The organism is Lachnospiraceae bacterium JLR.KK008 (genome assembly GCA_037015955.1).
Taxonomy (GTDB): Bacteria; Bacillota; Clostridia; order Lachnospirales; family Lachnospiraceae; genus VSOB01.
Genome location: CP143548.1, coordinates 1,023,111 through 1,041,629, shown reverse-complemented (window position 1 = coordinate 1,041,629; position 18,519 = coordinate 1,023,111). Strand labels below are relative to the sequence as shown.

Annotated in this window: 20 protein-coding genes and 1 pseudogene; 18 read left to right on the top strand and 3 right to left on the bottom strand. The window is 42.2% G+C overall.

The features are described from left to right. The first annotated feature begins 18 nt into the window (after positions 1-18). From V1224_05240 to V1224_05225, 4 genes are all read left to right on the top strand, one after another. Positions 19-279 carry a hypothetical protein gene (locus V1224_05240; protein WWR16838.1) on the top strand — a complete coding sequence of 87 codons (261 nt, stop codon included), beginning with the start codon at positions 19-21 and terminating at the stop codon, positions 277-279. Between the two features lie 761 nt (positions 280-1,040). Continuing rightward, positions 1,041-1,286, top strand: a complete 246-nt coding sequence (locus V1224_05235; GenBank protein ID WWR16837.1) for a hypothetical protein — start codon at positions 1,041-1,043, stop codon at positions 1,284-1,286. Positions 1,287-1,338: 52 nt separating this feature from the next. Then, on the top strand, positions 1,339-1,944 hold the full coding sequence (locus V1224_05230; GenBank protein WWR16836.1) for a site-specific DNA-methyltransferase: 606 nt from the start codon (positions 1,339-1,341) through the stop codon (positions 1,942-1,944). 242 nt (positions 1,945-2,186) lie between these two features. Further along, entirely contained in the window at positions 2,187-2,498 is a 312-nt protein-coding gene (locus tag V1224_05225; protein ID WWR16835.1) for a hypothetical protein, read from the top strand. A gap of 119 nt (positions 2,499-2,617) precedes the next feature. Here the strand turns inward: V1224_05225 and V1224_05220 are convergent, their stop codons facing one another. Then, positions 2,618-2,800, bottom strand: a complete 183-nt coding sequence (locus tag V1224_05220; protein WWR16834.1) for a hypothetical protein — start codon at positions 2,798-2,800, stop codon at positions 2,618-2,620. Between the two features lie 66 nt (positions 2,801-2,866). Beyond that, a complete protein-coding gene (locus V1224_05215; GenBank protein ID WWR16833.1) occupies positions 2,867-2,998 on the bottom strand; it encodes a hypothetical protein in 132 nt (43 codons plus the stop codon). A 112-nt stretch (positions 2,999-3,110) separates the two neighbouring features. On the opposite strand from V1224_05215, the gene V1224_05210 reads away from it, so the two are divergent. From V1224_05210 to V1224_05165, 10 genes and pseudogenes are all read left to right on the top strand, one after another. After that, complete coding sequence (locus tag V1224_05210) at positions 3,111-3,326, top strand: hypothetical protein (protein ID WWR17510.1); 216 nt, start codon at positions 3,111-3,113, stop codon at positions 3,324-3,326. Between the two features lie 92 nt (positions 3,327-3,418). Then, positions 3,419-3,712 carry a type II toxin-antitoxin system RelB/DinJ family antitoxin gene (locus V1224_05205; protein WWR16832.1) on the top strand — a complete coding sequence of 98 codons (294 nt, stop codon included), beginning with the start codon at positions 3,419-3,421 and terminating at the stop codon, positions 3,710-3,712. A gap of 3 nt (positions 3,713-3,715) precedes the next feature. Next, the gene (locus V1224_05200) at positions 3,716-4,132 is read left to right on the top strand and encodes a putative toxin-antitoxin system toxin component, PIN family (protein WWR16831.1); all 417 of its coding nucleotides are present in this window, start codon (positions 3,716-3,718) and stop codon (positions 4,130-4,132) included. 109 nt (positions 4,133-4,241) lie between these two features. Continuing rightward, positions 4,242-4,355, top strand: a pseudogene (locus V1224_05195) (IS3 family transposase). Positions 4,356-4,890: 535 nt separating this feature from the next. Beyond that, a complete protein-coding gene (locus V1224_05190) occupies positions 4,891-5,103 on the top strand; it encodes a hypothetical protein (GenBank protein ID WWR16830.1) in 213 nt (70 codons plus the stop codon). 187 nt (positions 5,104-5,290) lie between these two features. After that, complete coding sequence (locus V1224_05185; GenBank protein ID WWR16829.1) at positions 5,291-6,058, top strand: hypothetical protein; 768 nt, start codon at positions 5,291-5,293, stop codon at positions 6,056-6,058. Between the two features lie 36 nt (positions 6,059-6,094). Continuing rightward, a complete protein-coding gene (locus tag V1224_05180) occupies positions 6,095-6,892 on the top strand; it encodes a hypothetical protein (protein ID WWR16828.1) in 798 nt (265 codons plus the stop codon). 554 nt (positions 6,893-7,446) lie between these two features. Then, the gene (locus tag V1224_05175; GenBank protein ID WWR16827.1) at positions 7,447-7,815 is read left to right on the top strand and encodes a hypothetical protein; all 369 of its coding nucleotides are present in this window, start codon (positions 7,447-7,449) and stop codon (positions 7,813-7,815) included. Positions 7,816-7,891: 76 nt separating this feature from the next. Then, a complete protein-coding gene (locus V1224_05170) occupies positions 7,892-8,065 on the top strand; it encodes a hypothetical protein (protein ID WWR16826.1) in 174 nt (57 codons plus the stop codon). Positions 8,066-8,125: 60 nt separating this feature from the next. Beyond that, on the top strand, positions 8,126-8,803 hold the full coding sequence (locus V1224_05165; protein ID WWR16825.1) for a hypothetical protein: 678 nt from the start codon (positions 8,126-8,128) through the stop codon (positions 8,801-8,803). Between the two features lie 569 nt (positions 8,804-9,372). Here the strand turns inward: V1224_05165 and V1224_05160 are convergent. Further along, positions 9,373-9,777 carry a hypothetical protein gene (locus tag V1224_05160; protein WWR16824.1) on the bottom strand — a complete coding sequence of 135 codons (405 nt, stop codon included), beginning with the start codon at positions 9,775-9,777 and terminating at the stop codon, positions 9,373-9,375. Between the two features lie 433 nt (positions 9,778-10,210). Between V1224_05160 and V1224_05155 the strand changes: the two genes are divergently transcribed. The 4 genes from V1224_05155 to V1224_05140 all read left to right on the top strand — a co-directional run bounded on the left by V1224_05155 (position 10,211) and on the right by V1224_05140 (position 18,509). Further along, positions 10,211-11,746: a hypothetical protein gene (locus V1224_05155; GenBank protein WWR16823.1), complete on the top strand. Its 1,536-nt coding sequence runs from the start codon at positions 10,211-10,213 to the stop codon at positions 11,744-11,746. Positions 11,747-12,097: 351 nt separating this feature from the next. Then, positions 12,098-12,715 (top strand): hypothetical protein, encoded by a 618-nt coding sequence (locus tag V1224_05150; GenBank protein ID WWR16822.1) that lies wholly within the window; start codon positions 12,098-12,100, stop codon positions 12,713-12,715. A gap of 93 nt (positions 12,716-12,808) precedes the next feature. Continuing rightward, a complete protein-coding gene (locus tag V1224_05145) occupies positions 12,809-16,834 on the top strand; it encodes a phage tail tape measure protein (protein ID WWR16821.1) in 4,026 nt (1,341 codons plus the stop codon). 442 nt (positions 16,835-17,276) lie between these two features. Beyond that, positions 17,277-18,509 carry a phage tail tape measure protein gene (locus V1224_05140; GenBank protein ID WWR16820.1) on the top strand — a complete coding sequence of 411 codons (1,233 nt, stop codon included), beginning with the start codon at positions 17,277-17,279 and terminating at the stop codon, positions 18,507-18,509. Positions 18,510-18,519: the final 10 nt, after the last annotated feature.

Sequence of the window (18,519 nt, the reverse complement as noted above, 5' to 3'; positions counted from 1 at the left end):
TCAAAAGGAGGGGTAGGAATGAACTATAAGGAAGAAATATTAAGATCGATAAAGGTCATAATGGAGAGTAAACTAAATCATTACAAAGCAGACAAAACATACCGATCCGTGATCAAGGATGTCACGCCAAAAGGATATGTAATTGAAGAGATGGGAGTTGAAAGAACCGTGAAATGCTGTATTCCGGGCATTAAATTACAAATCGGTCAGGGTGTGTGGGTGAAAGAACCGATGGGAGATCTCAAAGAGATGCACATCTGCGGTGTGGTTACGAAGTAATCCAGGTTTGAATTACAAGGGATTATCAAAAGACGCAAACCGCTCAAACAATGATACCCTCAGTGGACAAGGGCACACACGCCGTGTGTCCCTTTGTCCACTGAGGGTAACCGTTCCCAGAGGAATATAAAGGATTTCTGGCTATCAGCAAACAGCTTGCAAATTCATTGAGGAAAAAATAGTAAAATATTAACCAGTCTATATAAAGAAGGATTTTCATTTTCCAAACATCTGAAAAACAAAAAAACCTCACCAAAAACAATCTTTCCATCATTTGACGCATATGAGATCGGTAAATCACAAAGAAAGTATTGCTTACTTATAAAAGTATGATATAATAATAAAAGTAATGAAGGGAATAAACAAAAGGCACTACCTGTATTGCAGAACGGTTTGCCTTGAAATTCAATTAAATTCTAGTAAGAACCAGAAGATAACCGCATTCCTTGGTGGGTGGGCGGTTATTTTCTTGCATTCTTACCATTTTCGTATCCTAACTTATATGATGCACCACACAAAATACCTGCGATTGCAACAATATAATATATTGTTTCTATAGTTATCATATGCAATAAGTCCTCCTTTCGCATAAATTCCTTGAAAGGTTTCTATGTAAACAGAGCTTGTACTCTCTGGCGGAAGACAAACCGTCCTACCGTACTTTAGGTAGCACCTACAATGATTGTAGCATATTGGAATACTTTGTCAATTATAATGAGGTGGCTTCTTGAGTTGCCACGAATCACAGTCTCAAGACAGGTATGACCGATGATAAAAAGGTGATATATGCTGTTGGTCTGGCAAGATATGATGGTGAATTATTGACAGATGATGGTTCAATCTACCTCCACTTAGATAATAAAATGGCATTTACCATGAAACTAATAATGGATGAATTATTTGGTGAAAATAATTGCCGCGCATTTATAACGCGAAAAAAGTGTAGTACAAAAAACTATACAAAAAACACATTTGGTAATGTGTCTGATTATAATATTCTATTCTAAAGGCCCCGACTATACGTGGAACCGCCCTTATGACCCGTGGGAGACAGATAGAATGATAGAAGAATATCCGTATATAGATGAAAACACAGGTAGAAGATATAAAAAAGTTCCTATTCATGCTCCGGGCGTTAGAAACGGCGAAACAGGAAAAGAGTGGCGTGGGAAAATGCCGCCGACCGGAAAGCATTGGCAATGTACCCCGGATAAATTAGATGAATTAGATGACGCTGGTGAAATATATTGGAGTCCTACAGGAAATCCTAGGCGGAAAGTTTTCTGTGACCCATCAAAGGGTATTCCAATACAGGATATTTGGCTTAATTATAGAGATTCAATCAATCAAGCGCAAAAGACGACAGGCTATCCAACTGAAAAGAATTATGAAATGCTTAAAATGATTGTTTGCGCTTCCTCCGATCCAGGTGACATTGTTTTAGATTGTTTTGCTGGAAGTGATACAACATTGGGTGCTGCTTTTGAGTGCGGGAGGAAATGGATAGGTGTAGATAAGAGCCTTGAAAGTATTCGTGCTATTTTGAAGCGCTTTACATCGGGGCTCGACCTTTACGGTGATTATGTAAGTACACCATCAGATTGCAGACAAATGGCCTTGGACCTCGAAGAAAAAATGTCCATTTTCTATTTACACAACCGATGAGTTAAAAGCTGAACTGGAACCTCTTTGTGGTACAGGGATGGAATTAAAAAACGCAAAAGTTGGCAATGCTTGAAGACAATATATCATCAATAAATATCATTGCCCATATGTGTAAAAAGGAGGAACTTTCATTTGGGTAATAATGAATTTGCGTTGGATATAATTGCAGGACTGAATAAGGGAAAAAGCTGATTAATCGGGCGAAAGAACTGTTTTCTGCCGCAAGTATTGTCAGGGCAATATTGGTACAGGCAAAACAAGCGGTATCTAATACAGTCGAGCTTGATATGGTATATACTGATCTTATAAAAGTAAATGATGAGTCAAATCGTAATGACTATACGGGTTACTTATCAAGATGCAATCAAAAAGCCCAGGCATTGATCGATAAATACACCGAATCAGGAAATACTGCCTCAATAACAACCGCTGAATTGTCCAGGGGCGTACAGTCAGCAAGCTCCGTATTTGCAGATGCGAATACCAGCGTTGATGAATTTCTGGCATTGCTAAGTTCCGGAATTATTTATTACCGCAAATCCCTGAGCTCTTAGGACCCGCACAATTTCATAAATATGTCATTGCTTTTCTCCCATTTTCTGCATATAATAAAAGTACAGAAAATGTTCCCGCTTACCGATGGTGCGGAATATAAATTATTCGGTATGAACATTTATCCCCGCCCTCTGTAGCGGGGATTTTTATCAAGGAGTTTGAGAAATATCAAAGTATCTACAGCCGGCAGGTTGCCCGTTACAAAAAATGCACTAAGATCGTACTCGGTAAATGTGGCAGCTGGGATGCCGCTTTCCTTATACAGAACGCATTCCCGACCCCAGCGGATTATTTCGACCATATACAAACAAGCAAGGGAGTTCCTTTATCCCTGCATGATTCCACCGAAAAACCGATCGCCCATAATCTAAGCTACAACATCCGCCTGCACAAGCGCGGTATCTCTCTTTTCTACACGGGCATCGACCGCATCTGTCATCTGATGGAAGAAAAAATAAAGACCGGAAACTGAAACGTAACAACCCTTACAGCGTGCCACAAAAAACAGCACGCTTTTTACATCTCAAAAACAAAAAGAAGGTACCTGCATCTGTGAATGAATCTCTCAGAGATAAGCCCTCACAGCAGCGACAACCTCCACAGCGAGTGATATGAAACGATGCTCGCTGAATATGCGCTCGGTACTGCCTGGCATGACAGGACAATCCATGACGGATTGTGAAATGCAGGAATCTTATCTCCTGTTCATGTTATGTGGAATGACAGACAGTGCGGCTGCCACCGTGATGGCTCTTGACCTGGCAATCAAACTCGACAATGATACTGGTGAAAGCGTTTATGATAAAAGAGGCATTATATTTTGGTAAATATGAACCTAAACGCATCATTTAAGTTCTTATCGTTGACTTTTTGCACCTTTTCGCATATACTATAGAAAAGATGTAAAGGAGACATGATTATGGCACAAGCAACTTTCAGCGTCCGCATGGACGAAACATTAAAAAAACAGTTTGACGGCTTATGCCAGGACTTCGGTATGAATGCTAGCACTGCAATTAACGTATTCGCAAGAGCCGTTGTCAGGCAGCGCAGGATACCTTTTGAAATATCATCTCCTGAAACTGATATCACCAGAGAAGGCGCAATGCAAGCATTCAATGCCCTGCGGGCACAGGCGAAAGAAAACGGCGTTGCAGATATGAGTCTTGATGATATCAACAAGGAAATTGATCTTGCGCGTACCGAGGTATAAGGTATGATCTGCTACGCAGTCATCGATACAAATGTGCTCGTTTCCGCATTGCTCTCAATCAAGAATGACACCGCCACGGTTCAGATTGTGAGCAAAGTAATCAGCGGGGAAATCATTCCTGTTTATAGCAATGTGATCACAAAAGAATACAGAGAAGTTCTCTCCCGCAAGAAGTTTGGATTCTCTATAAACGCAATCGGATACCTGCTCTCTGCTGTAGAAAAATATGGTCTATTGATTGACCCATCACCATCAGGTATCATACTGCCGGATATGAAGGATCTGCCATTTTACGAGGTAGTACTTGAAAAACGTGATGATAACACGTACCTCGTCACTGGCAATATCAAGCATTTTCCGAAAGAACCATTTGTGGTAACTCCTCGTGAACTGCTCGATATCCTAGACGAAAACAAATAAAGAAAATAAATGATCAGACTTGAAAGCATCTATCGGAAGGTAGGCGCTTTTTTGAAAGGCACTTTCTGAATACATTCTGTCACAAGAGCCGAGAATCAGATGTTATTTCCCACAGAATATCATCCTTCATAGTGATCTTGGAAGCCAGTATACAAGTCAGGCATTAGAAGATTGCCTGAACAGCAGAGAAATCCTGCACTCATATAGCCGTAAGGGGAATCCATAGCTCTATCGGTTATCTGACACCACAGCAAAAGGAGGCTGTTGAGATTTAAATTTTCAGAAGCTGTTTCAAATCTTTCCATGTTATAAACCATGTACAACGGCATATAGTTCCGCTGCTCTCCTGCTCTTCTATAAAAAACAAATAACCCCTAAAGCGTGCCGCAAAAAACGGCACGCTTTTTAATTCAGGTGCAACCAGATCCGAAAAGTATTCTTCTCAGCAGTTTCCGGACACGGATGTCCGGAAAAGAGCTGCCTGATCCCGGATGGCGAATGCAGACCGTCTGCGTCGCTGTCTTTGAAACAGCAAAACATGTCTCTGCCGTAACATATTCTGTCACCAAAAGCAGGACAATATGAAAATACCATATCCGAAGCACGGAATAAAGCGGAAACCCTTCTGTTCTTCTGTCATAGCCCCTGTTACTTTTTAGAAAAATGCCGCAACCGCTGATAAAATCTGCATTTGCAGGCATTTCAGGCTTCGTATATATCAGATATGGAAAACAAAGTAACAAAAAGGAGGAAAGGAAATGACAAAAACAAAATATGTAGATCTCGCCGGATTACAGGTATTTAAAGACTGCATTGACGAGAAAATTTCAGATGGTGATGCAGGCGCAAAATCATACGCAGACGGGCTTCATACAACAATGGGCACACGAGTAGATTCACTTGAAGCAAAAATCGGTGACGGGTTTGAAGTCGTAACAGCCGAAGAGATCAACGGTCTTTTTACTGAATAATTCCGATCTCCAGTTTCGGTTATTCGGACGTTCAACAAGCCATTGCCGGAGCAGGTTTCGGAAACGGAAGCCTACTTTTGTCTTATAACAGAATCGGTTCCGTGCAGTTTGAAACGTCTTTGTCCACAAGATGGTATTATGCAACGATAACCGTACCGGTAGATTAATTACAGGAGGTGAATTTACTATGATTGACAAAGACATTCCCGATCAGCTTATTTTATACCGCGGACACTCCCATAGAATCAATGAATCTATATCCATTCGCATTCCTACCCTGGAAGAAATCTGTTTATATGGCGAATTAAAATATTATTCAATGATACATATGTTGTGTTCTGTCGGTGTTGATCTGTGCTGGCAGCTTGAAGAAGCCGGTATCCCGTTTGATGAAATATCAGACTATAAATTATTCTATATGATTCTGCGAAAACATTATCATACAGAACAGACACAGATCCTATTCGGCAACATGCTGAATTTAAAAGAAATGAAGCTCAGCGAAAATGAAAATGGCGAAGTTTATTTAACTCAGAAAATCATATCGGAAGATAATGGTAAAAAAACAATTACGATTCATGAACAGGACTATCATGAAATCGTCAAATATTTGCGCGCACTGCATAATTTGAAACGAAATGATGCTGTTGCCGGCACAAAAAGCTGTCGTATGGCTTTTATAGAAGATGCGAAAACGGAATACGAAGCACACTTGTCAGAGCCAGTAAAATCTAATTTGCTGCCAATGATATCTACTATGGTAAATTCAGACGGTTTCAAAAGAAACGATCAAACCATATGGGATATGAATATCTATGCTTTTATGGACAGTGTAAAACGAGTCGACAAGATCAGAAATTCCAATTTCTTGTTGCAAAGCGGATACTCCGGATTTGGCATAGACTTAAACAAAATCAAAAAAGAGGAACTAAATTATATGGGAGAACTGAATTAATCAGTTCTTTCTTTTTTATAAGGAGGAAAATATCATATGACAAAATTTAACCCCAATGAAGTAGTATTTGAAAAGATCAGGTACATTGAAGAATTTGACCCGACCACCAAACAGTTACTGAGCAGGCTTACCAATGTCAAGGAACCGACCCTGAATTTCACTTCCGAAGGCACTCCCGTCACAGATGCTCAGGGCGCGGAGATCGTAACTTTTTATAACGCCGCACAGGGCACGCTCTCTTACACGAACGCAATCCATTCCTTTGACTTGCTTGCAGAACAGTTCTCTTCCGAGAAGATGATCGCCACAGAGGATAAGAAGATTGTCGCGCCGGTAAGTGAAGTGCTCGAAATTGTTAATAACAGCGTAACATTGCGGTATGTTCCTGTCGGCACGCCCGGCGCAGAGATCAAATATGTACAGCTCGTCAACGATGAAAATGAATTTGGCGAGACGCTGGAAGTATCCGCCGCTGTCGCGGAAGGCAAATTCACAGTGGATGCCGCAGCGAAAACACTGACCTTCCATGCAGACACCGCCGGCCGCGTCATTGTCGATTACGAGGCGGAAATGGCGCAGGCCATCAGCCTTGCCAAAACGACGGACTCCATGCCGCCTGTAAGGACGCTGCATGTACACTGCTATTTCAGAAACAAATGCGATAACAATATCAAATATATCGGCGTGATTACCTTCCCCAGAGCGCAGATCGATATTTCCAGCATTGATGTCAGCCTGACTCCTGACGGAGGACATGCCGTTACCTACAAACTGCAGAAGCCTTACTGCGACGAGGCCGGAAAGCTCTGCGAAGTGTTTGTTTACAAGGATTAATATAGACTGGGCGTTACGCCCTTTCTATATTTAAGATTAACCGGAGGACATATGATATGTCAGAACAATTAAATGCTGTCTGCAGTATCTGCAATAACCGCTATCACGTCTGCAACACCTGTAAAAGTATTCAGACTTTAAAAACATGGCGGACAGTCGCAGATACGATAGACTGCTATAAAATATATATGCTTATTCATGATTATAAGAGTGGTACTCTCACCAAGGAAGACACACGCAGAAAATTAGCGGAATGTACTTTACCTCAAACATTTCAGCCTCATATAAAGGCTGTGGTCGATGAAATTATGAATCATGATTGCGAAAGATAATATCTGACTCAATGAACGAAACTGATAACTGGGAGGATTTTTAATTATGACCACTACTGTGTTTTTAATTTTACTATCCGGATTTTCCGTAATCAGCAGCCTTGTAACTATGGTACTCATGGGATTGGCAGTCAAATTGGTTTCCATGGCAGAATTTGACAAAGTGAAGCAAATGATTCTTCAACTTTCCAGTCAAAAGAATAAAGGAAGGTGGTTATAGAAATGGACGAAAATTATACTGAATTAGCAGTCCACATTCAAGAAGTGGATAGTCGAAGCCGTTCCAATGAACACCGTCTTGAAAACCATGATAACGAAATCCGTGAGCTTCGCGAAAAACAAGATGCTATTTATGATTTAACATCTTCCGTAAAATCTATTGCCACTGATATGGCATATATCAAAGAAGATGTCAAGGACGTAAAATCAGGACAGGATAGATTGAATGAAAAGGTTACTGTATTGGAAAACCGTCCTGCAAATGAAACAAAGAAAAAGATTGATCAGATTGTGGATAAATTGTTATGGTTAATGATTGGTGGTATCAGCGTCGGATTATTATCCGCTGTTCTGCCTAATATTCCGTGGTAATTTCAGACTTATTACATAGTCTGGCAATCAGATGTCATGCAGGCAAAGAGAGTCCAAATGGAAAGGGAAATGAAATATGATCACATTATTTAGAATGTTTAAATGCTGGCAGCTCAGGACTAAATGGAGACTTGCAATCTGGGAGTTTATTGATCGGCAGGCAATGGAATTGGCTGAAAACCCAGAGGTATTGGAAAAGAAGTTTGTAGATTCACTGACAAAATTAATTCATGAATCTAACGGTAACTAGAGTCTTACTTTGTTGGCGGTATTTTTACATCCCCAAAACAAAAAGGAGGTACCTGTATCTATGAATGAATCTCTCCTACTGCTCCAGGCAAAACTGGATGAAGTAACATCAAAAAAGAATCTTAATGCTGATATTAAGAAAATACAAAGTCAGCTTGACAAATTGAAGGTTCAGGTGGAACCGGACCCGAAAAGTCTTTCTCACATTACGAAGCAGTTAGAAGCCGCTTTGAGTCAAACGGTCGGCAAGGCTGGCGGAAAGGCAAACGCAAAAGTACCAGGCATGATTGCGAACCTTGTCCACGGCGCGGCGGCAATGGCTGCCAATGTATCAAAGATAGACGCTTCTCTGGCAGAATTGGAAAAGGCGTCTGATCGGACCGCGGATCTGCTTGAAAACGTGGCGGATCAGGCGTCTGCGTCAGGAAAACGCCTGGCAGGAACCGGCGCCGACGTCCTCGAGGCCGCGGCGGATTTTAAACGCGCGGGCGATACGATTTCCGACAGCATGGCATATGCCGAAGAGGCGTTAAAAATGACCCATATCCAGGAACAGGTTGAGAATCTTGAACAATCCGCCCGGCAGTCATCCAAAACGGTTCCGGACTCCGGGCTCATAAAGTGGTTCGTTGATTTAGGATCGGCAGCCATAACTGCCGCTGATAAGCTCGTTCATACATTTGGAACGATCGATGCTCTGGGTCAGGGAATTACAAGATTCGTTAGAGGCTTTGATTGATCTTATGGCGACATAGGATGACAAACAACTAAAATTCTAAAATAACTTTGGCGGGAGATTTTAGTTGGTCAATCATAGATAAGGAAATAACACAATGGCGTTATCGACAAGTCTATGGATACATGGGGCCTTTAATCAGACTCTGCAAACACGTCCGGCGGAGTATAAACGATACATGGAGGAGTAAATGCTTGGAAGTTTCTTACACACAGGTAAGACAGAAGAAATTCTGCTAATGCACATCAAACCACAATCCCTAAGCTGCGGATGAGGTTACGAAAGTAGAAAAAATTGATGATGCTGATATAGGGAAATATCGGAGAGATCCGATAGGTGCCTAAGTATCACTGACAATGGACAACGAGCAGGACGGCACTCTGAGCCATATCAGAGAGCAATCCCCACAGACATACCCATCCTCTTAGCAGGCTACAGCCATAATGCAGCTTACTAATAAGGCATAGTGCGTATTGCGATTTTATGATTTTCAGTAATACGTTTGGCCGCAGTGTTTCGGCCAACGAGTAAAAATCAAATGTTATTATTTAACACAGTGTTATTATTTTCTGTCAAAATTTACTGCCACAGTTATTACATATGTAAGTTTTGCCATTATCATACATCCCGAAGATGCCATATTTAGCCATTTTCAATGCTTTCCCAAAACTATTGTATTTTGACAGATTTTTGCTTCCACAAATCGGACATTTGGGTTTATTCAATAGCTCTTTTGCTACTGCATTTGCATGGGCAATTTGTTCTTGTGAAGGTGGCGCGCCTGTTTTTTCTCTAAAAATATTAAAAGTATCTTCTGCCGTTTTATTATCACATTTAAAAAAATCCTCAATATATTTAATTGCTTCATCTTCTTTTCTAGCATAATATAATTTTAAAAGTGTATTACATACAGCCTCATCGGATTCTGTGTCCATAACAAAATTATTTATTTGGTCCCAAATTTCTTGTGGTGTCATGTATTACTCCTATCGTTCATTATTTTTTTATTATAACATTCCAAAAATATAAACGCAACTGAAATCTCTCGCCAAGACAACAGAAGCATTAGATGCTATAAAAAAATCAAGTAAAGCATATGATGATTTAAAAAGAATTGGAGAATCTTACACACAAGAAACCCTCAAAGCAGCAATCGCTCAGTCAACACTCAACAAAGAGCAGATCAAAACAATTCTTTCAGCCAGCAAACTACAAGGAGAACTCCTCGAAACAACCACAACAGAACTGGCCAATGCCGCAAGTACAAATGCCGTCGCCGCCTCTCAGGCAGCAACTACAGGCACAACCATCGGCCTGGGCACAGCCTTCAAGGGTCTGTGGATACAGATCAAAGCCGCGACCGCATCCCTGTGGGCGTTCCTGACTACGAATCCTCTTGGATGGGTTACCTTGGTCGTAGGCGCGCTCACCGGCGCCGCTCTTGGTATTAAGAAATACAACGATTCGTTAGAAGAAGCAAAGCAGAAAATAAGGGAAACCGCGGAAGAATCCAGGTCCGCCGTAAAAACGATCCAATCCGATTTTGATGAATTATCCTCGGCCACAGACCGTATCAAACAGAGATACGCACAGCTGGCCCAGGGAGTGGAAAACCCGGGCAGCGTCAATCAGTCCCGCGGCTCCCTCAGCACGGATGAATATGCAGAGTTTCTTGATCTGAGCAACCAGTTAGCCGAATTATTCCCGCAATTAACCGTCAATTATGATGCCAACGGGAACGCAATCCTTGGCCTGTCCGGGAATGTCGACACGATCGTCGGCTCCCTCAATGATTTAGTCACTGTCCAGCAGAAACTTTCCAATCAGGAAATCCTGAAAAATATGCCGGATCTATGGGCAGGATTCCTGTTAGATAATGAGGAATTTCAAAAAGCGCTCGACGACGCTGAAAAAGCAGCCGACAAACACTTAAAACTGGCAGAGAAAGTGAAAAAAGGTTCCACTTTATCCCTGGATAACGAAAGCGACAACAACATTCTGATCAAAGCGGCCAAGGAAACCGGCATAATGGATTCCCGCTATGGAAATGATTTTTACAGCGAAAAACAATCCGCGTCGGGATATGCCGCTAAGTCTTTTCTTTCCGGTGAATGGGATTTTACAAAGCTTTCAGAAAAAGAATTTGAACTGTTAATATCTAAGCTGGAAGAATTTGGCTCTGAGTATGAAACTACCGCCTGGGTACTGGAAGGCAAGATTGCTTCTGCCAATTCCGGCATGGCAGGCTATCTCAACACATGGCTGTCTGAAGAATGGAATTTCAGCAAAATGGACCCCAATATGCAGAATGTAACCAGAAGCATGTTGCAAAGTGGTGACTGGGTTGATTTCATACCAGAAACTGTTGATGCTGGTAACTGGGATGAAGTAAGTAATTGGTTACAGAGCGAATTTCTATATGAAATAAACAAAGTACAGGACAATGAAAAGATCTCGAAAGCATTATCCGAAGTATTTACAAATCAAGACCTGATTCCAAAAGAAAAAGCTGATTATATCAGACAAGTTCAAGAATATTTTGGAGAGGATCATGCGATAACTTTATCTTTAACACCTGAACTGGAATCAACAGAAGAATTGGAAAAGCAGTACCAAGATGCAATTAATTTTGCAAAGGGCAAATTTGATGGTTACGATCCTGCCGAATTCTTTAAAAAACAATCTATCAACACGCAGGAAGAAATTGACGCTTGGCAGAAAATCGCACAGGGCGCTAAAAATGCTGCGGAGGCTGAAAGGGAATACTTAAATCAGAGACAGAACGAAACTCCGCCCCTCTCCGTCTCCGATACCATCTCCCAGCTAACCACCCAGCTAATGCCCGCCTTCGATGCCCTGAAAACCGCATACCAAAATATATTCACCGATGGTTCACGACGGAAAGTACAGACCTGTTCATGCCCGATTCCATCAAGTCTGAATTAGATGAAATGTCAGAAACAGGCTTTAATAAAAATAGATAAGATGGCATTAAAAAAGCGAAAAGGGCCCAGTGAATCTGATATACGGGATTCTATGTATCAGGTGTATGACTGTCTGCCTGAAGAAACAAAGAAAGAATATTGCCAGGACATGCTTAATTATAAAGAAATTCTTTGAAGATGCTCTGTCGATGATAACGAATTGTCTTCAGAATACCCTGGAAGAACAAAAGCAGATAGTGAAAACTGATATATGGGAAAAAGGAGGATGAAAATATGTTCGTCATATACTTGTGATGGGTTTGCATAGGTAGTATAATAAAACATAAAAAAGAAGAAAGTTGGGGATTTGGGTATGGCTAAGGTGATTTGCGAATCGTGTGGATCAAGTTTCCCGCTGGATCGGGTAAAGAATTTGGATAATTGCCCTGTCTGTGGGAAATCGCTTTGGGAAAGCAAAGAAGATAATAATGAAACTTCTGCCCATGATAAAGAACTTAGTTTCGGTGATGATGTTGAATTAGGCGAAAATGACTCTTTTGATGAGGATAAGATTGATTTCTGGTGGTATAGTATACGGGAACCAGGAACTTTTGATGATAGTGATACAGGAAATGTTTACACTACTTGTACAAAGTGTGGACATCTTGTAGGATGTGCACCTTATCCGATTGCCAGAACAAAAGATTATTTGCTTATTAGTTCAAGATATATAAGTAAGTGCAGCCATTGCGGCAATGAACTGAAAAACCATATCATTTCCAAACGTCCTGAAAGCTGGGTCGATCCCAGAAAGCATAATATGAGGGGAAAGGAATGCGAAAACGTCCCAAAGTGCCCTGTCTGCTCATCAACTAAAATACATAAAATCAGCCTGACAAACAAGGCGGCATCGGCATTGACTTTTGGTGTTTTATCAACAGGATATGTGAGTAAAACGTATAAATGTGATACATGTGGGGCTAAGTTTTAAGCAATATTAAAAACTGAATACAGAGAATATAATACAAGACAGTTGCAATTAATGGACTGTCTTTTTGTATGTGTAAAAAGGAGGTACTTTCATTTGGGTAATAATGATTTTGCGTTGGACATAATTGCAAGACTGAATAAGCGGCTGTCAGAAGCACAATTAAAAAGTGATTTAAATGGGCTTGACAATACCCTTTCTGTAAAAGTGATTGCAAAACTTGCAACGGCACTCTCAAAGAAGCAATTAAGCGACAGTTTAAAACAGTTAAATAACTTATATATTCAAGTTGGCACAAGATGTAAAACTGATAAAAATACAAGAAGTATATTATTAAATGAAATTGAGCAATTACAGAAAAATCTTACAGAGCTGCAATTAAAGGTAAATGTAGAAAAGGGTGCTTCCCAAAATGCAATCAATTCTGTTATATCAATGGCAAAGACTGCACAGAGGTATGCAGATAAAACATCAATCGCATTAGATATTGAAGTCCATAAAGAAAAGGCAGTGAATGATATTGTCTACATTGGCCAGAAATATTCGAAATTATTTTCTGACATAGCGGCCTCCCGGAAATACGAGAATTTATTGAATTCTACCTATTCGATTACTGATAAATCGCAGTTACAGGAGGTCAGAACTCAAATATCAGCTTTTAACAGTGAATTAAAGGCAAGCGGGTTAGCAGCAGAATCAACAGATCAGAAATGGAAAAAGCTGATTGATCGGGCGAAAGAACTGTTTTCTGCCGCGAGTATTGTCAGGGCAATATTGGTACAGGCAAAACAAGCGGTATCTAATATAGTCGAGCTTGATACGGTATATACTGATCTTATAAAAGTAAATGATCAGTTAAATCGTAATGACTATGCGGATTACTTATCAAGATGCAATCAAAAAGCCCAGGAATTGGCGACAACACAAAAAGCATTGATGGAAGGGGCAACAGAATTTTCCAAGTCGGGATATGATTTGTCTACAAGCGATGCACTGGCTGAAAAATCAACGATACTAAGCAACGTAGGCGATATGGAGTCGTCTGAATCTGCAAAGGCGATCATTTCCGGTGTGCAGGCTTATGATGTTGTAGACGGTTATACAGATGTTGTAAATAAGGCCCAGGCATTGATCGATAAATACACCGAATTAGGAAATACTGCCTCAATAACAACCGCTGAATTGGCCAGGGGCGTACAGTCAGTAGGCTCCGTATTTGCAGATGCGAATACCAGCGTTGATGAATTTCTGGCATTGTTAAGTTCCGGAAACCGCCAGTATCAGGATGCCGATGCCCTTGCATCAGCTCTTAAAACATCTGCATTAAGAATCCGTGGTGCATCGGCTGAATTAGAAGAGGCTGGGGAAGATACTGAGGGCGTGATGTCTACGCTTGACAATCAGAAAGCAATTAAGGCATTGACGGGTGTTGATATTTTCGAAAAGGATCAGAAAACAATCAGATCTATGTACGATATTTTCCTTGATATTTCAAAAGTATACAAAGATATGTCAGATGTGGATCAGAGTGCGTTATTGGACATTATTGCCGGCAAACACAGGGCATCGGCGATCAGTGCGACCCTGAATAACATGACAGAAGCACAGGAAATTCTACAGAGCAGTCTTAACGCAGCGGGTTCCGCACAGAGAGCGTATGACACTTATCTTAAAGGCACGCAGGCACACCTGCAACAGTTCCAGTCAAAGTTAGTTGAGACATATTCGACGTTTGTAAACGGTGACATGATCTCTCATGCGGCAGACTTGGGAACGGCTGTACTGGACCTTGTCAATAAGACAGATTTGTTAAAGCATAGTCTGATAGCTGTTACGGCTTTAAAGATTGGTCAGGGCATTTCTGCTGTTGGCGGGGCTATCGCTGGAACCATTACACAAATGAATACTCTTGGCAATGCGATTCAACAGATTAAAAGTTTACCATTAGATGATGATTTGAGAAAAACTGCACTAAAAGAGATTGGAATTCAAACACAAAATTTAACAGAAAAAAATTTAAAATTACTATTGTCACAAAAACAACTTGTTGATAATGATAGAGTAGTAATTCTTGGCAAACATGACCTTAATAAAGAACAAGCATTAGCCAAACTCGAAACAATGGGCTTGACTACTGCCACAAATGCAAACACAACAGCTAATACAACGAATGCAGGTTCTGTATTCACACTAAAGGGCGCATTCACTGGACTTACTGCATCTGTTAAGGCAGCATGGGCTGCTATGTCCGCACTGCAAAAGGCAAGCATTATATTGGCGGCAGTGTCTGCTGCATGGAGTATAGGTTCTTCTATTGTGAATGGGATCAAACAGGATAATGAAGAGCTCCGTCAGGCAACTGAAGAAGCAGCAAACGCTTATAAAGATTCTGCATCTTCCATAGAAGATTATGCTTCCAAATATCAGGAACTACATAAAGCGCTTCTTGCCGCTAAAGGCGATGAAGAAGAAACTTATAACATCAAAAAGCAGCTAATGACTCTTCAGAAAGAGCTTAACGATAAGTATGGTGAGGAATATGGCGCCGTCAATCTTGTAACCGACGCTTACAAAGATCAGACAGATGTCATCAAAGCCCTAAACAAAGAAGCCGCCCAGAAATTTCTCAATGAAAACAGGGAAGGAATTGAGAAAGCGGAAAAAGAAATGACAAAAGAGCGCCATTATAACCTCAGCGATTCTGACATCTCGGCATTTACCGAAGAAGGGGCGGCATTAAAGGAAGTCGCGGAAAAGTATAAAGATGCCGGTATCACTTTGTCCGATGAGCTTGGGGACGGCAGTTACCTGCAGTTTTCCGTTCATCTGAATGCCGATGCGCAGTCAGCATATGAAACGATCAACGCATTTGAGACAGATCTTCGCAATAAAGCAAAAGAACTTGGCGATGAACACATGTTTGATGATGTGCTGGACGTTTCTTCCGGTTCTTTAAACAAGGCCAGGGAGACGCTCGATGAGTACGAAGGGATCTATAAGCAGGCGCTGATTGCACAGATAGCTTCTGATGACAACAGAGCGGAAGTCTATAACAGTGCGCTCAAGGCCGTACAGAAATATAATGAAGCCGTAATGAAAAGTGAAGACCCTTATAACGATGAAAACGTTGCCTCTGCAAGGGAAAATCTTGAAACCATCAAAAACTCTGTCCAGTCAAATGAAGAGGAATGGGGAAAGTATTCTTCTGTCATGGATGACATATTTGACCAGGCAGATACAAGGCTGACCGATTTTAACAACGTCATGCAGGATAACAGTGAGTTAAGGAAACTGGCAGAAGATTTAAACGGAATGACTGCCGGGGATATACAGTCCCTGAATGCGGGCGAAAATGAGTCATTTGATAAATTGAAAGAGGCCGCCGCCGGATATAAGGTCAGTGTCGATGAACTGATGGACGCATTGATCCGGCTTGGATATGTGCAGGGTGAAGTTCAAGGCACACCATCGAACTTTGAAACCCCCATTCCGCCCCTCTCCGTCTCCGATACCATCTCCCAGCTAACCACACAGCTAAAGCCTGCCTTCGATGCCCTGAAATCTGCTTATCAGAGCATCTTTACAGATGATGGCTTCACACTGGAAAACGTAGACCTCTCCATGCTCGATTCCATCAAATCATCCATTGATGATCTGAATTCCATGGAGGGCGCAGAGATCGATATTGACTACGCTTCGTTTGAAAACCTTGCAAAAGTATTGACAGATACCGCTTCCACAGAAGACGACGTGCACAAAGCGATGGATTTATTCGCCACAGACATTGTATCAGCCTTAAATCCTGCCCTCTCCCAGTGTTCCGGCGAAGCGTACCTGATGATGCAAAGCCTCCTTGAATCTCTAGGCGTGATGAACAGCGAACAGGTCATGGCATCCGCTAAAGAAATTGCTTGTAAACTCTGCGTCCATTATCACCGTAGCCGAGGCAGGCTTATAAACAATACATCGCAAAAGCGGAATCCGTCGGTCCACGACAAACGTAGAAAGGAACAGACTGTGAACAATGATTTATCATTTTCTAATGCGGGCAGAGAGCCGGAAAGTTTTCACTTTGCTCTGTGCTGCGGATATGGTATTTTCAGATTGTCCTGCCTGTGCTGACAGAATATGTCGCAGTAGAGTCATGCTTTTTGGTATCAAGGACAGCGACGCAGACGGTCTGCATTCGCCATCCGGGCTCAGGCAGCCCTTTTCCGGACCTCCCTGTCCGGAAACTGCTGGTATCGAACAGGACAATGGAAAATACCAATATCCTCCGCAAGTCGCAAACCCGAAAACTTTCCAGCTCTCTGCCCTGCCATATCAGAAGCGTGATTTTTGTTCACGGTCTGTTCTTTCGCGTTTGCCGTGTAACGGTGCTCCTACACACTTGTGACAGTCAAAATCTGAAATCAAAAGCGCAGGACAGCCCTGCGGATATTTTGATGCACAGACAGCCGCCGGTCCCCTGCTCTTCTATAGAAACCCAATAACCCTTACGGCGTGCCGCAAAAAACGGCACGCTTTTTACATCTCAAAAAACAAAAAGGAGGTACCTGTATCTGTGAATGAATCTCTCCTACTGCTCCAGGCAAAACTGGATGAAGTAAAATCAAAAAAGAATCTTAATGCTGATATTAAGAAAATACAAAATCAGCTTGACAAATTGAAGGTTCAAGTGGAACCGGACCCGAAAAGTCTTTCTCACATTACGAAGCAGTTAGAAGCCGCTTTGAGTCAAACGGTCGACAAGGCTGGCGGAAAGGCAAACGCAAAAGTACCAGGCATGATTGCGAACCTTGTCCACGGCGCGGCGGCAATGGCTGCCAATGTATCAAAGATAGACGCTGCCCTCACAGAATTGGAAAAGGGGGCTGCCCTGACCGCGGATCAGCTTGATAAAGTGACGGATCAGGCATCTGCGTCAGGAAAACGCCTGGCAAGAACCGGCGCCGATGTTCTTGATGCCGCGGCGGATTTTAAACGCGCGGGTTATACGATTTCCGACAGCATGGCCTATGCCGAAGAAGCCTTAAAGACAGCCGGCCTGTCAGGAAACCTCATGGACGCCGGACAGGCCGCAGACAGCCTGATTCACATTATGAAAGGGTTTCATAACGAGAGCCCGGAGTTCGCCGCAAATATCAACGATGCCGTGGCACATCTTTCCAATACAAAAGCCATAGATTTTGATCACCTGATTGACGGCGCCGCAAGATTGTCTGCCGCCGCCGGTCAGTCCGGAATGTCTTTGGAACAGATGCTCGGAACACTGGCCGGCGGTTATGAAATCCTTGGGGACATGGAGACGGCAGCCGCAGGCCAGGCTGCCATTTTCTCCCGGATGCAGGCAGCTCAGGCAGATGGCGGAGAAGAACTGAGAAATATTTATGATATCCTTAACGATACTGCCAGCATCTGGGATACGCTCGATCAAAATACAAAAAACGCATTGGCAGTTGACGCCGCGGGCGCCGGGCAGGAGGAAGTCTTTCTCGCCCTCATGCAGAACTGGGAAGGGGTCAGAGACGCCGTACAATCCGCCTCCGACAGTTTCGGAAGCGCGAATGCAGAAAACGAGAAATACATAAACAGCATCCATGGACGGGTTGAGAACTTTGAAGGCTCCCTCCAGCGGTTGTCAAAAACGTTTCTGGACTCCAATCTCATAAAGTGGTTTGTTGACCTCGGGACAACAGCCGTAACTGCGGTTGATAACATCGTTAAGGCGTTCGGTTCCTTAAAACCTATCGGCATGATTGCCGGAGGACTACTAGGTGCAAAAAAGCTGGGTTAGCGAATCAGAT

Coding starts and splice junctions, on each gene's coding strand:
- V1224_05150 (WWR16822.1), top strand. CDS start 12,098: ATGGCTAAGGTGATTTGCGAATCGTGTGGATCAAGTTTCCCGCTGGAT.
- V1224_05175 (WWR16827.1), top strand. CDS start 7,447: ATGGACGAAAATTATACTGAATTAGCAGTCCACATTCAAGAAGTGGAT.
- V1224_05200 (WWR16831.1), top strand. CDS start 3,716: ATGATCTGCTACGCAGTCATCGATACAAATGTGCTCGTTTCCGCATTG.
- V1224_05190 (WWR16830.1), top strand. CDS start 4,891: ATGACAAAAACAAAATATGTAGATCTCGCCGGATTACAGGTATTTAAA.
- V1224_05230 (WWR16836.1), top strand. CDS start 1,339: ATGATAGAAGAATATCCGTATATAGATGAAAACACAGGTAGAAGATAT.
- V1224_05210 (WWR17510.1), top strand. CDS start 3,111: ATGAAACGATGCTCGCTGAATATGCGCTCGGTACTGCCTGGCATGACA.
- V1224_05180 (WWR16828.1), top strand. CDS start 6,095: ATGACAAAATTTAACCCCAATGAAGTAGTATTTGAAAAGATCAGGTAC.
- V1224_05235 (WWR16837.1), top strand. CDS start 1,041: ATGACCGATGATAAAAAGGTGATATATGCTGTTGGTCTGGCAAGATAT.
- V1224_05220 (WWR16834.1), bottom strand. CDS start 2,800: ATGGTCGAAATAATCCGCTGGGGTCGGGAATGCGTTCTGTATAAGGAA.
- V1224_05160 (WWR16824.1), bottom strand. CDS start 9,777: ATGACACCACAAGAAATTTGGGACCAAATAAATAATTTTGTTATGGAC.
- V1224_05205 (WWR16832.1), top strand. CDS start 3,419: ATGGCACAAGCAACTTTCAGCGTCCGCATGGACGAAACATTAAAAAAA.
- V1224_05165 (WWR16825.1), top strand. CDS start 8,126: ATGAATGAATCTCTCCTACTGCTCCAGGCAAAACTGGATGAAGTAACA.
- V1224_05240 (WWR16838.1), top strand. CDS start 19: ATGAACTATAAGGAAGAAATATTAAGATCGATAAAGGTCATAATGGAG.
- V1224_05185 (WWR16829.1), top strand. CDS start 5,291: ATGATTGACAAAGACATTCCCGATCAGCTTATTTTATACCGCGGACAC.
- V1224_05170 (WWR16826.1), top strand. CDS start 7,892: ATGATCACATTATTTAGAATGTTTAAATGCTGGCAGCTCAGGACTAAA.